Raw genomic sequence first — 12,794 nt, 5'->3', positions numbered from 1 at the left:
ATTCAAGCGGGTGAAACCCGGGGCCACAATAGGCCTGCGCGTTAATGCTGGCGTCCGTGACGCAAAAGTCACAACAATCGAAGCAGGAATTCTACGGAGTAAAGCCCAAGGCCCGCGAGCCCGCCGATCAGCGAGCCGTTGAAGCGGATGTATTGCAGGTCGCGGCCAATGTTGATTTCGATCAGCGAAATCAGCTGCGCCATGTCCCACGATTTCACCTGGTCGGAGATGAAGGTCGAAACGCCGCTCTTCTGGTCCGCGACGAAACTGCGCAGCACCGCGACCAGACCCTTGTTGATCTCGCCGCGAAGCTCGGCATCGCCGGCGAGCGCTTCGCCCGCCGCGACACACATGCCGGCGAGATGATGCTGCAGCACCTGCGTCTCGCCGCTTGCACTACGCTCGATGAAGGACCGCGTGTTGGCCCAGACGGTGCGGGCGAGATCGGCGAGCTCGGGACGCGCGAGCAGATCGCGCTTCAAACCGTCGATGCGGTCGATATAGGCCTGGTCGGTGCCAAGCCGATCGACGAAGCTCAGCACCATGCGGTCGAACTCGCCGCGGAACGGATGTTTGGGATCGCTGCGCACTTCATTGAAGAACGCGGTGGCGGAGGCCACGATCTTGTTCACCAGAAATTTGTCGGCCCGGTAGAGCCTGAGCAGGGTCGGCAATTCCGCGCGCACCTTCTCGCGGATCATCGCCATCGTCTCGGTCTGGTTCAGCGTCTCGTGCATCACGCGCAGGAGATCGTCGAACAGGATTTGGTGGCGTCCCTCGGCAACGAAGCCGCGCAACGTGCCGGCCGCGAGCGGCGCGAGGTCGATCGCCTGGAGCTGCGATGACATGCGGCGAAGGATGAAGGTCATCAGGCCCGAGCTTTCCGTCGCAGAAACCGCCTCCGGCAGCAGGCGCAGCGCAAAGCGCGCGAGGTCATCGCTACGCTTGCGATCGCGCAGCCAGTCGGCGACGAAGGAGCCGAAATCGATCTCGTTCAGCTTGGCCTCAACGGGAGCAGCCTCGAGGAAATGCACCTGGATGAATTCGCCGAGCTTGTCGGCGATGCGGGCCTGATTGCTCTGGATGATCGCGGTGTGCGGGATCGGCAGGCCCAGCGGCCGCTTGAACAGCGCGACGACGGCATACCAATCGGCGAGCCCGCCGATGGTGGCGGCTTCGGCGAAGGCTGCGATGAATCCGAACACGGGATGCACGGGCAGCAGCCATTTCGCGATGACGAACAGGACAAGCGTCGAGCCCAGCACCAGCGTCGCCAGCGCTTTCACGCGGCGCAATTCGGCCGCGCGTTCTGCGTCGCCGGGGGAATCGAAGGAGAAGGTGGCGGGTGGAGTCATGATTCACCAAGGTTACGTCATTCCGGGACGGTCCGCAGGACCGGACCCGGAATCTCGAGATTCCGGGTTCGCCCTTTGGGCGCCCCGGAATGACGACCGATGATGACGCGGCGCAAAAAACAAGGCCCGCCGAAGCGGGCCTCAAATTCAGTTTTTCGTCTCAGGCAGATCAGGCGGTCTTGTTGTAGACCTTGGCGAAATTGTCCTGAGCGGACTTCGCACCGTTGGCGGCGAGCTTGCCGAAATAGTCGGTGGTCGCCTTGGCGCGCGAGACGAACGCTTCGCCGCGGGCGCGGAGCAGGCCGGACTGGATCTCGATAGCTTCGCTGAACGACTTGGCGGACGCGAGCTTGTCGATGCCCGCGAAGAACGCGTCGGCGTCCTCGTAGATCGCCTGCTGGATGTTGCGGCTGATCTTGCCGGCTTCGGTGACGGACTCGGTCACCGCGTTTTCGACGGCGGCAGTCACGCGCTCGGAGCCCGCGAACACCTCGGCAGCACGGTCTTTGGCGGTATTGGCGGACTTCTTGACGAACTCGCGGGCGGCCTCGGGAACTTCCAGGTTCTGGATGTTCTTGAACGCGTCCTTGAAGCCTTCGAAAGCGGTGTTGGTTTCGGTGGTCATTGGGGTCTCTCCATCCTCATTGGTTGAGCTATGGGCTCACCCCGTCCGTTTTGGCCCGGGGCACGGCTTATATGGCATAGTTAATTGTGCGATGCAATATCCATATTGCACTGCGATATCACGAAACTGTGAACGGCCTTAATGAGAGGCAGTCTGGCGCCTCCCTGACCATCCAGGTTCCCAGACACCCGCTGAGAGGTTCTCAGTGCTGGACGGCACCGGGCAGCCCATAGGCCTCCATCTGGGCCTGGACCTGCGCGATGTTGTGCCCGAGCACGACGATATCGTGGGTCTTGCCATCGACGTCCCGGACGTGATCGCGCAGCAGAGCCTCGGCCTTGAAGCCGAGGCTCTCGAACAGCGTGATCGCCGCCTGCTGATCGACCGTCATTTGGACCGAGAGCTTCTCGAGGCCGGCGCCGAGCGCGAGTGCGAACGTCTCCTGAGACAGCGTCCGTCCCACCCCCTTCCCGCGCACGTCGAGCGAAACCACCATCCGGATCTCGCCGACATGGGGCGACCAGGAGTGCGGATCGCGCACCAGCGTGCCGCAGCCGACGACCGTGCCGCCCCTGACCGCGAGCAGGCTCGTGATAGCGCCGCGCTCGATCTCCTTGACCCATGCGGAGAGCACCTTCGGCTCACTGATGTTGCGCGGCAGGAACAAAAGGTCGTGGGTCGGCAGGCCCTTGCCGAAGGCGAGCACCGCGGCTTCGTCCGCGGGCGACATCAGGCGGATCTCGATATCGCCGGCGTCCGTCTTGACGTGACGCGGATAGGAACGCTGCTCACTCATGTCGATCTCTTCCCCAGCCAGGAATCCAGTTTCGGCCATAGCCGCTTCACCGCATTGGCGCCGGCGACGAGCGAGACGTGACCGCCCTTCAGCATCACCTCCTCTTTGTCCTCGGACCCGATCTTGGCGATCAGGTGCTTTGCTGCCTCATACGGCACGATGTGGTCATGCTCGGCGACCGCATGCAGGAACGGCACCTTGATGTCCTCGAGCTTCGCCGCACGGCCGCCGACCGACATGGTGTCGTTGAACAGCTTGTTGTCCCACATCAGGTCCTTGGTGATGGTGCGGAAATATTCGCCGGCCAGCGGCAGCGTGTCGGTCGCCCAGCGGTCGAACATCCGGTAGGATTTGACGAACTCGTCGTTCCAGATGTTTTCCCAGAGCTGGATCTGGCTGACGGTACGCGAGGCTGGGCGCAGCATCTCGAACGACGACAGGATCATCTCGGGCGGCACGTTGCCGACGCTGTCGACGAGGCGATCGACATCGAAATAGCGACGGTCGGAGAAGTTCGAGAACAGTTTCATCTCGCGAAAGTCGATCGGCGTGGTGAAACAGATCAAATTCTTCATCGGCCCGTCCCTGTGGATCGAGCCGTAGAGCAGCGACAGCACGCCGCCGAAGCAATAACCGATGACGGAGACGTCCTGTTCGCCGGAATCCTGCTGCACGCGGCGGATGCAGTCCGGGATGAAGTCGAGGACATAGTCCTCCATGCGGAGGCTCTTCTCCTCCGGCCGTGGCGCGCTCCAGTCGAGCATGTAGACGTCGTAGCCGCGCTTCAACAGGAACTCGATGAAACTCTGGCCGGGCACGAGGTCGAGAATGTAACCGCGATTGGTGGTCGCCATCACGATCAAGATCGGAATTCGATAGATCTCATCGGACATCGGCCGATAATGGTAGAGGCTCATCGTGCCGCGCGAATGCAGCACGTCCTTCGGAGTCGAGCCGAGCGTGGGACCGGACGTCGAGAAATATTCGACGCCCTTGATGCTGCGCTGGATGGCGCGTTGCACCTCGGACTGGATGCGCTCCGGGATTCCTGCGAAGTCTAATCCGGCGGGTGCATTCATGTCTGCTCTCCGCCTTCAGATGGCGGGCGCTTGGTGCGCGGCGGGCGCATTGCGGTGTCGGAGCCCTGAGAAATGCCGGAACTTGCCGCCATCTGGCTCAGCATCGACTTGATCTCACCGATCTGTCCTTCGATGGACTGCAGCCGTTCCGCAAGGCCGGTGACCTGGTCCCGGCTCGGCAGATTCATGGAGACCAGATATTTCTCCATGAGATCGCCGAGCTGCTTCTGAGCACCTGCAGCAACGCCGCCGGCTCGGTTCACGGCTTGCGAAAACTCGGGCGACGACATGGCCTGATTGGCGAAGGAGTTGAACCCCTTCTCCATCTCGCCAATCATCTTCTGCCACATGGCAACGGGGTCATTGCTCTTATCGGTCATCGGCGTCCTCCTGAGATCGAGAGCTTCGATGCCCTTCCTTTTTCGCCATACCACACCGTTGCGCGGTGCCGGTCAACCGGCAAGCAGCGGGTCCGGTGTCGCGGACGCGGCTTCATCGCGAGGAGAAACCGTGCGATACAGCACTGATCAAAAGCCGAGGGAACGCACCCGTGAACGCCTATCAGCCGCCGCAAACCGTCCACGCCAACGGCATCGACATCTGTTACGAGACTTTCGGCAACGACAGTGCCGAGCCGCTGCTGCTGATCATGGGGTTAGGCGCCCAGATGATCCACTGGGACGATGCGTTCTGCGAGCAGCTCGCCGCGCGCGGCTTTCGCGTCATCCGGTTCGATAATCGCGACATCGGCAAGTCAAGCCATCTCGCAGGCGGCAAGCGTCTGACGCCGCTCGAGCTGTTGAAGCTCCGCTTCCTCAGGATTCCCGTTGCGGCCACCTACAAGCTGATCGACATGGCGAAAGACACGGTCGGGCTGATGGACGCACTCGGCATCAAGTCGGCGCATCTGGTCGGGGCGTCCATGGGCGGCATGATTGCGCAAGAAGTGACGTTGTCGTTTCCCGAGCGCGTGCGCTCACTGACATCGATCATGTCGACGACCGGCAATCCGCGCGTGCCGCCCCCGACACGTGAGGCCGCCGCGATGCTGATGGCGCCGCCGCCGCGCAGCAAGGAGGAGTTTATCGCCCGTTACGGCCAAACCTGGAACGTGTTGCGGGCCGGGTCCTTTCCGGAGGAAGAGGCGCTCGATCCCGGTCGTGCCGAGCGCGTGTTCGCGCGGGGGCTCAATCCGGCCGGCGTCGGCCGGCAACTCCGCGCCGTGCTCGCCTCCGGCAGCCGCAAGGAGCGGCTGCACGGCGTCAAGACGCCGACGCTCGTGATCCACGGCACCGTCGATCCGCTGGTCCGCCCCGAGGGCGGCAGGGACACGGCAGAGTCAATTCCGGGCGCCAAGCTGCTGATGATCGACGGCATGGGCCACGCGCTGCCGATGCGGTTCTGGCCGGAGATCATCGGCGCCATCGCCAAGCACGCGCATGGCGCAGCGGCGCAGGCGGCGTAGATTGATCGGCACAGAAGGTCTCCTCGCGGTGACCATGTGAGCTGCCGGTTACTCTCTTAACGCGTGCCGGAACGAAAGCTATACAGGCGTCCTTCAATCGCCGAGAACCTCACTCGCCAACAAAGAGGCTGCGGCCTCTCGGAGTTCACATGCATCTCATCGTCCGGTCAGCCGCAATCGTCGCCGCTTCAGTCCTCACGCTGTCCCTCGCCGGTGGCGTCGCGATGGCGGGTAGCGCGCAAGAAGAAGCCAATCGCAAAACTGTGCTTGCGTTCTACGAGAAGGGGCTCAACCAAAAGGACGCCGATGCAGCCCTCGCCCATGTCGGCGACCGCTACGTCCAGCACAACCCAAACGCGGCAGATGGTCCGGACGGCTTCCGAAAATTCATCGGCTTCCTCCGGGAGAAATTCCCGAACTCGCACAGCGAGATCAAGCGCAGCTTCGTGGATGGCGACTACGTGATCCTGCACGTTCACGCGGTTCGCGAGCCCGGCAGCAGGGGCAACGCGATCGTCGACATCTTCAAGCTGGAGAACGGCAAGGTCGTCGAACACTGGGACGTCGTTCAACCGATCCCGGAAAATCCGGCGAACAACAACACGATGTTCTAGCTCGGAGCCGTAGCCCGGATGGAGCGCAGCGCAATCCGGGTTCTTGCGTGGATCGACCGTCCCGGATTTCGCTGCGCTCATCCGGGTTACAAATAGCCGCCTAGCTCTTCCTGGCCATCCAGATCACGTGACGTGCGCCACCGCCTCTTCCGGTAGCGCGGATATTGACTTCGTTGACCTCGAAGCCGGCGCTGCCGAGCCGCTTGGTGAAGGCCGGGTTGGGCCCCGAGGACCAGACCGCGAGCACGCCTCCCGGCCGCAGCGCCGTCTTCGCTGCCTTCAATCCGCTCGCATTGTAGAGCGCATCATTGCCCTTCCGGGTCAGCCCTTCTGGCCCGTTGTCGACGTCGAGGAGGATGGCATCGAATGCCGACCGCTGCGCCCGGATGATTTCGCCAACGTCGGTTTCCCGTATGCTCACCCTGACATCATCGAGACTGTCGCCGAACACCTGCGCCATCGGGCCCCGCGCCCAGGCGACCACCGCCGGCACGAGCTCGGAGACCACAATCTTCGCCTTGCTTCCGAGCACGGTCAGGGCCGCACGCAACGTAAAGCCCATGCCCAGGCCGCCGATGAGGACGACGGGTTTTGCGACCGTCTCGATCTGCTTCGCCGCGAGTGTGGCGAGCGCGGCCTCCGAGCCTGACAGGCGGTTGTTCATCAGCTCGTTGGTGCCGAGCTTGATGGAAAACTCCTTGCCTCGCCGCATCAGGCGAAGCTCTTCATCGGAGCCGGGGATCTTGGCGGTGTCGATCTTTTCCCAGGGAATCATGCGGAAGCTTTAGCACGATTTCCTTCGTAGCTTCGTAGCCCGGATGGAGCGAAGCGCAATCCGGGAAGCGCGCGCGTGAGGAAAAATCGCCCCGGATTTCGCTGCGCTCCGTCCGGGCTACGAACCGGCCTACCCTCCCGCCCACACGTCCAGCACATACCGGTTCTTCGCGCCCATCTCCTCGATCCAGCGCGCGGCCGTGGCGGCATCGCTGCCGCTCTTCTCGCGATGGATCGCGACCAACGCCGCCTTCACGTCGGGCTCCATCTTGCTGCCGTCGCCACAGACATAGACCATCGCGCCCTGCTCGATTAGCGGCCAGACCTTGTCTTTCTGCGCGGCGAGGACGTGCTGCACATAGGTCTTCGGTCCTTCCGCACGCGAGAACGCGGTGAACAGCTCGGTGATGCCGCTTGCTGCTAACGCCTTCAACTCGTTCGCGTAGAGAAAATCCTGATCGGGATGCCGGCAGCCGAAAAACAGCATGGCCGGGCCGAGCGCGGCGCCCTTGGCCTTGCGCTCGGCGCGCTCCTGGAGGAAGCCGCGGAACGGCGCCAATCCCGTGCCCGGGCCGATCATGACAATCGGCACGGACGGATCGTCCGGGAGCCGGAAGCCGGCCTTGGTCTCACGCACGGTTGCATGGATCACGTCGCCCGCGCGTCGATTGGCGAGGTAGTTCGAGCAGATACCCTTGTAGGTGCCGCGGCCGGAGGCGGCCGGTCCTTCAACCACGCCGACCGTGACGCTGCAACGAACTGGGTCGACCGACGGCGAGGACGAGATCGAATAATAACGCGGCGCCAGTAGTGAGAGCATTTCCAGATAGACGTGGAACGGCAATTCGCAGGCCGGATATTCGAGCAGCAGATCGAACACCGATTTTCGCCTGGCCAGAATCTCGCCGCGATAGTGCTCGAGTGGCTCAGCCTCATCGCCGACAAAGCCCAGCAGCTTCGGCTTGGTCACCGGGCAGCGGGTGTGTTCGGCCATGATCTTGATCTGGTTCCGCGTCGCCACTTGCTGGAGCTCGACGAACTCGCTGAGCAGACGGCCGACCGACACGGCATCGCCGACCGGCAATTGCGCGCGGCGGCCTTCGGCGACCTGAAGCCTGATCTGGTCGGCCGGCAGGAAGCCGAAGCGACGGGCAACCGAATCCACCAGCGTCGGGTCGTTGCGCGGAACCACGCTCAGATGATCGCCGACACGGTAGTTGATGTTGGATGGCAGCTGCACCTCGATGTGGCGCGTCGAACGCTCTGACGGATTGGAACCGGCCTTGTTCTGAAGCTCGTCATTGCCCAGCACCTTCATGGCCACCGCGCCGCCCTGGGCGACGATGGTGTTGACGGCGGTCACCGCGACCGGCTCGATCGCGTAGAGCGGATCGTCCTCCGCGGTCCGGGTGAAATTCCAGTCGATGCCGAATTCCTTGGTCGCGACCTGGGCGGCCGCCGGGAACCATTTCTGGAACTGGCCGTCGAGATCGCTGCGCGCATCGCCCTCGCCGCGCGGATAGACCGCGCGCGCACCATGCGCCGACAATTGCTCGTCGATGAAGCGCGGCACCGACTGATAGGTCGCGGCCCAGTCGCTGTTGCCGCAGCCGAACACGGCGTATCGCACATTGGCAAACGCATCCTTCGGCAGCTCGTCGCCGAGCCATTTGACGAATTGCGTCGCATTGTCTGGCGGCGCGCCGTTATAGGAGGCGCAGATGATCAGCACGCCACCTTCCCGCGGCAGCTTGCCCACGTAATCGTCGAGCGGCCCCAGATGCACGGCAAAGCCGTTGATCTCGGCCAGGTCGGCCATCCGCGTCGCCAGCTCCTCGGCGGTCCCAAGATTGGAGCCGTAGAGTACCAGCATCGGCGTGTTGTGGCCGGGCCGCGCGGTGGGCTGGCGCGGTGCCTTCGGTGCCGACGACACCGCCACAGGTCCGCCATAGGCACCGCGCTCGCGATCGGCGCGCGGACGGACCTTGATCTTGAAGCCTTCCGGCTTCATCGTCAGCGTTTCCTTCAGATGCATCTGGTAGCGCTGGTGGTCGATCAGCTTGAAACGCTGGAGGATCATGCCGAGCGCGAGCGCGGCCTCGTGCATGGCGAAGCCGCGGCCGATGCAGGCGCGCTGGCCATTGCCGAACGGCTTCCAGGCATTGATCGGCCGCTTGGCTTCCGCCTCCCGGCTGAAATTCTCCGGATCGAACGCGTCGGGGTTCGGACCCCAGACCGAGGGATCGCGATGCAGAGCGGTCACCAGGATGGTGGTGAACGTGCCTTTCCGGAGCTTGTACTTCCCGCCGCCGATGGTCTCGTCGTTCAGCGGCGAGATGCCATAGGCCGGCGCCGGCGGCCACAGCCGCAGCGCCTCCTTCAATATCTGGGTGATGTAGGTCAGCTGCGTCACCTGCTGATAAGTCGGCTTCGCGTTGGCGTCGGGACCGAAGACGCGATCGACCTCGTCATAGGCTTTCTTGAGAATGTCGGGGTGCTTGAGCAGCGCATACAGCGTGCAGGACAACAGGCCGCTGGTGGTCTCGTGGCCCGCGATCAGGAACGTGTTGATCTGATAGCGGATGTTGACGTCGTCGAGCTGCTCGCCGGTCGAGCGATCGACCCCGGTCATCATCGCCGCAAGCATATCCTTCTTATCGTCGGTCGCCTCGCCTCCCTTGCGGCGCTCCGCAATGATCTCGTCGACCATCTTGTTCATGAAGTCGACGTCTTCGGCCATGGTCTTGCGCCGCTTCTGCATCCAGAGCTGCTCGAACGGCAGGCCGCGCGTCATCATGATGGTTTCGAGCGAGCGCACCAGCGACTCGACGAAGGGATGGTAGTCGCGCCGGTAGAACGAATTGAAGCGGTAGTCGAAGCCGCACAGGCCGATCGTATCCAGCGTCAGCGCCGTCATGTCATGGACGACGTCGATCTCGTCGTCGGCATTGAGCCGTTCCCACTTGCCCACGAGCTGCTCGGCGATGTCGACCATGCTCGGGTGATAGGATTGCATGGCGCGGTTGCCGAAGGGCTGGAGCAGGATGTTGTGCGCCTTGCTCCAGTTCGGCTCCTTGGTGTCGGCGGTGAACAGGCCGTCGCCGCCGACCGCGCGCACCCGCCGCAATGCACCGCGCACTGTCTTGTCGAAGCGCTTCTCGTCCGAGAGCTCGTCGACGAGATCGTGGCCGGAGACGACCACGATCGGCGAGCCCATCATGTCGAGCCAGAAGATCGGCCCCAGCTCCTTGGCAAGCCGGGTCAGATGCTGCACCGGCGCGGCCGAATCCAGTGACAGCATGTTGCCGACCACCGGCTTGGTCGGCGGCTGCGGGATCGGGTCCAGACGGTTCTTGGATGACATCGAAATGTAGTCCCCCTGCTTCAATGTCGTCATTGCGGGCGAAGCGAAGCAATCCAGAAATATTCCGCGGAGGCAGCCTGGATTGCTTCGTCGTTTCGCTTCTCGCAATGACGAGTTCGCGATGACCAGCTAGCCGAACCGCCTTCTACGCCATTGGATCAGCTTGGCGCTGACTTCCTCCGGCTTCTCCTGCTGCGTCCAATGGCCGCTGTCCTTCACCAGATATTTTTCCAGATCGGGGATCAGCTTGTCCATGCCATCGGCAGAAGACGGCGGCAACACCGCGTCGTTCTCGGCCATGATCATCAGCGACGGCACGCGCACCGTATGATCGAGCCCTTCGGCGCGCGTCCAGTTGCGGGACATATTGCGGTACCAGTTGATGCCGCCGGTGAAGCCTGTCCTGGTGAAATTGTCGACGAACACCTTTTTCTCTTCCGGCGACAGGATCGGCGTGCGCGGATCGTGCTTCGCATCGTAGCCTGCGATCATCTGCGGGAATGCCAGGTTCAGTCGCGGCGAAGCACCGACACCCGCGACGACTTCCTCCGCCGGAGCATCTGCCGGGCGCGGTACGGGCTTGCGCATGAAGGCATCGAAGGTCTGCTCGACGCGGCTGCCAAAGATCCTGTCAGGCTCACGCGCCGGGTCCTGGAACTGCACGATATACATCCTTTCGCCGAAGCGCGCGCGCAGGAGCTCGATCGGATCAGCCCAGGCGCGGTTGGTATGAGGCGTATTGATGCCGACCACGCCGGCGACCCGGTCGATGTGCCGGAGCGGCATCTGCCAGACGATGAAGCCACCCCAGTCATGGCCGACGAAGATCGCCTTGTCGATCTGAAGATGGTCGAGCAACCCGATCAGATCGCCGGTCAGGTGCTCGATGTCGTAGTCCTCGACCGGCTCTGGCCGGTCGGTCGCGCCGTAGCCGCGCTGGTCCGGCGCGATCACGCGGATGCCGGCCTCGCTCAGCGCCTTGATCTGGTGGCGCCAGGAAAATGCGAGTTCGGGCCAGCCATGGCACAGCACGATCGGCGGCTTGTCTGTGACCGGGCCCGCCTCGTAATAGCCCATGCGGATTCCGTTCGTCTGCACGAACTTGAGCGGTGGCATTTCAATCATCGGAACATTCCTACTCGGCGGCGCCCTTGATGTCCGCCGCGGGCAAGGCATAGGCAGCCTCCAGCGCGGCAAACTCCTCCGGCAGCATGTCGCACATCACCTGCACGTGCGGAATGATGTTGGCGCCGACGATGAAGCCGAAATCGAGCTGGTCGCGATAGCTCTGCACGGTGATGTTGAGCGCCTGCCCGTGCGTCGAGATCGACACCGGAAAGATGTGCAACAGCTCCGCGCCCGCGGCGTAGAGCGTCTGCCGCGGCCCCGGCACGTTGGACACCGTGATGTTCGCAGCCGGCGGCAGCACATTCGACAAATCGGAGCGGCTGTAGAGCAGCGCCATGATCTGAACGATGATCGGCGCACCCAGCATCGAGATGTTGGAGACCTGTGGCATCAGTGCCCGCAGCGGATGCGACATCTCCTTGGACTTGGTCGATTGCGCGATGATAGCTTCCAGGCGTGCCTTGGGATCGTCGATGTTGGTCGCGATCGAGCAGATCATGCCGAACACCTGGTTGTTGGCCTCGGTGTTGCCCTCCTCGCGCAGCGAGATCGGCACGGCAGCGGTCAAGGACTTCGCCGGCAGCGTTCCGTGTTGCTGCAGGTAGCGCCGGACCACGCCGGAGGCGAGGGCCAGCACGACATCGTTGAGCTTGCCGCCGGCCTGCTTGGCCAGCGCCTTGGATCGCGACAGCGAGATCGAGACGCCGGCGAAGCTGCGCTCGGACGAGATCGATTTGTTGAGCATGGTCGGTGGCGACACCATGCTGGCGAGGCTCTCGCGCGATTTTGGATCGGATATCTTGCCGAGCACGTCCGAGACGCTCTTGACCATGGTCGGGATGTTGCCGGCGAAGCGTACCGCACTCTCGATCTGGTACATCGCATTGTCGAACAGGATTGAACCGATGTCACTCTTGCCGGTGCGCGGCAGTTGCAGGTTCTTCGCGGCCGCAGATGCATCGAGCGGCTGGGTGAAGAGCTGCTGGTAGGAATCGACCAGGTTCGCCGCGATGTCGCGCGGCTCTTGCCCGGGCTTCGCTCCCGCGGTCGGCGGATCGACCTTCCGCGGGATCGGCGAGATATCGTAGATCATGTTGGTCAGCGCCGCACCGGCGCCGCCGTCGATGGCAGCATGATGCATCTTCGAATAAAGTCCGACCTCGTTGTCCTTCATGCCCTCGAACACGTAGAACTCCCAGAGCGGGCGGGCGCGGTTCAAGAGCTTGGCGTGCATCCAGCCCACGATGCGCTCAAGCGTGGCGCGGTCGCGCGGCTGCGGCAGGCTGGCGCGAAAGATGTGACGATCGATGTCGAACTGTTCGTCCTCGACCCAGGAGGGATGATCGATGTCGAGCGGCGCCTTCTCCAGGCGCGCCTTGAGGATCGGCGCGACGTGCAGGCGCGAGACGATCATCGCCTTGAAATCTTCGAAGAAGTCGCCCTTGTAGTCGTCCGGCAGGCGAAAGATCGCCATGCTCCCGACATGCATCGGCATTTCCGGCGTTTCCAGATAGAGAAACGACGCGTCCAGCGACGACAGTTTCTTACCGTCAGCCATGGTTCCCTCCCGAGTATTTGACGGGCGCCTTAGGCG

11 protein-coding genes are annotated in these 12,794 nt (G+C 63.1%); 2 read left to right on the top strand and 9 right to left on the bottom strand.

Annotated features, from left to right (window positions below; all coding sequences use genetic code 11):
- Positions 1-68: 68 nt before the first annotated feature.
- The 5 genes from AC0L30_RS00995 to AC0L30_RS00975 form a co-directional block, all read right to left on the bottom strand.
- On the bottom strand, positions 69-1,355 hold the full coding sequence (locus AC0L30_RS00995) for a DUF445 domain-containing protein (RefSeq protein ID WP_354127710.1): 1,287 nt from the start codon (positions 1,353-1,355) through the stop codon (positions 69-71).
- Positions 1,356-1,524: 169 nt separating this feature from the next.
- Positions 1,525-1,980, bottom strand: coding sequence for a phasin (locus AC0L30_RS00990; protein WP_007593819.1), 456 nt, complete (start codon positions 1,978-1,980; stop codon positions 1,525-1,527).
- Between the two features lie 202 nt (positions 1,981-2,182).
- On the bottom strand, positions 2,183-2,776 hold the full coding sequence (locus tag AC0L30_RS00985) for a GNAT family N-acetyltransferase (RefSeq protein ID WP_007593821.1): 594 nt from the start codon (positions 2,774-2,776) through the stop codon (positions 2,183-2,185).
- Entirely contained in the window at positions 2,773-3,855 is a 1,083-nt protein-coding gene (locus AC0L30_RS00980) for a PHA/PHB synthase family protein (protein WP_007593822.1), read from the bottom strand. Before AC0L30_RS00980 ends, AC0L30_RS00985 begins: the two co-directional genes overlap by 4 nt.
- Positions 3,852-4,235 carry a hypothetical protein gene (locus AC0L30_RS00975; protein ID WP_007593823.1) on the bottom strand — a complete coding sequence of 128 codons (384 nt, stop codon included), beginning with the start codon at positions 4,233-4,235 and terminating at the stop codon, positions 3,852-3,854. Before AC0L30_RS00975 ends, AC0L30_RS00980 begins: the two co-directional genes overlap by 4 nt.
- A 170-nt stretch (positions 4,236-4,405) precedes the next feature.
- Here AC0L30_RS00975 and AC0L30_RS00970 point away from each other — a divergent pair, with 170 nt between their 5' ends.
- Complete coding sequence (locus tag AC0L30_RS00970; protein ID WP_007593824.1) at positions 4,406-5,320, top strand: alpha/beta fold hydrolase; 915 nt, start codon at positions 4,406-4,408, stop codon at positions 5,318-5,320.
- A 149-nt stretch (positions 5,321-5,469) separates the two neighbouring features.
- The gene (locus AC0L30_RS00965) at positions 5,470-5,934 is read left to right on the top strand and encodes a nuclear transport factor 2 family protein (protein WP_007593825.1); all 465 of its coding nucleotides are present in this window, start codon (positions 5,470-5,472) and stop codon (positions 5,932-5,934) included.
- Between the two features lie 100 nt (positions 5,935-6,034).
- On the opposite strand, the gene AC0L30_RS00960 is transcribed toward AC0L30_RS00965, so the two are convergent.
- From AC0L30_RS00960 to AC0L30_RS00945, 4 genes are all read right to left on the bottom strand, one after another.
- A complete protein-coding gene (locus tag AC0L30_RS00960; protein ID WP_007593827.1) occupies positions 6,035-6,709 on the bottom strand; it encodes a spermine/spermidine synthase domain-containing protein in 675 nt (224 codons plus the stop codon).
- A gap of 129 nt (positions 6,710-6,838) precedes the next feature.
- Positions 6,839-10,072: a bifunctional cytochrome P450/NADPH--P450 reductase gene (locus tag AC0L30_RS00955; protein WP_007593829.1), complete on the bottom strand. Its 3,234-nt coding sequence runs from the start codon at positions 10,070-10,072 to the stop codon at positions 6,839-6,841.
- 129 nt (positions 10,073-10,201) lie between these two features.
- Positions 10,202-11,197, bottom strand: coding sequence for an alpha/beta fold hydrolase (locus AC0L30_RS00950; protein ID WP_473254861.1), 996 nt, complete (start codon positions 11,195-11,197; stop codon positions 10,202-10,204).
- Between the two features lie 10 nt (positions 11,198-11,207).
- Positions 11,208-12,758 (bottom strand): WS/DGAT/MGAT family O-acyltransferase, encoded by a 1,551-nt coding sequence (locus AC0L30_RS00945; RefSeq protein ID WP_007593834.1) that lies wholly within the window; start codon positions 12,756-12,758, stop codon positions 11,208-11,210.
- Between the last annotated feature and the right edge of the window lie 36 nt (positions 12,759-12,794).

The organism is Bradyrhizobium sp. MI1.11 (genome assembly GCF_055811255.1).
The sequence above is the reverse complement of the archived record's forward strand: the minus strand, read 5'-3'. Positions and strand labels throughout refer to the sequence as shown.

Coding starts and splice junctions, on each gene's coding strand:
- AC0L30_RS00995 (WP_354127710.1), bottom strand. CDS start 1,355: ATGACTCCACCCGCCACCTTCTCCTTCGATTCCCCCGGCGACGCAGAA.
- AC0L30_RS00990 (WP_007593819.1), bottom strand. CDS start 1,980: ATGACCACCGAAACCAACACCGCTTTCGAAGGCTTCAAGGACGCGTTC.
- AC0L30_RS00985 (WP_007593821.1), bottom strand. CDS start 2,776: ATGAGTGAGCAGCGTTCCTATCCGCGTCACGTCAAGACGGACGCCGGC.
- AC0L30_RS00980 (WP_007593822.1), bottom strand. CDS start 3,855: ATGAATGCACCCGCCGGATTAGACTTCGCAGGAATCCCGGAGCGCATC.
- AC0L30_RS00975 (WP_007593823.1), bottom strand. CDS start 4,235: ATGACCGATAAGAGCAATGACCCCGTTGCCATGTGGCAGAAGATGATT.
- AC0L30_RS00965 (WP_007593825.1), top strand. CDS start 5,470: ATGCATCTCATCGTCCGGTCAGCCGCAATCGTCGCCGCTTCAGTCCTC.
- AC0L30_RS00960 (WP_007593827.1), bottom strand. CDS start 6,709: ATGATTCCCTGGGAAAAGATCGACACCGCCAAGATCCCCGGCTCCGAT.
- AC0L30_RS00955 (WP_007593829.1), bottom strand. CDS start 10,072: ATGTCATCCAAGAACCGTCTGGACCCGATCCCGCAGCCGCCGACCAAG.
- AC0L30_RS00950 (WP_473254861.1), bottom strand. CDS start 11,197: ATGATTGAAATGCCACCGCTCAAGTTCGTGCAGACGAACGGAATCCGC.
- AC0L30_RS00945 (WP_007593834.1), bottom strand. CDS start 12,758: ATGGCTGACGGTAAGAAACTGTCGTCGCTGGACGCGTCGTTTCTCTAT.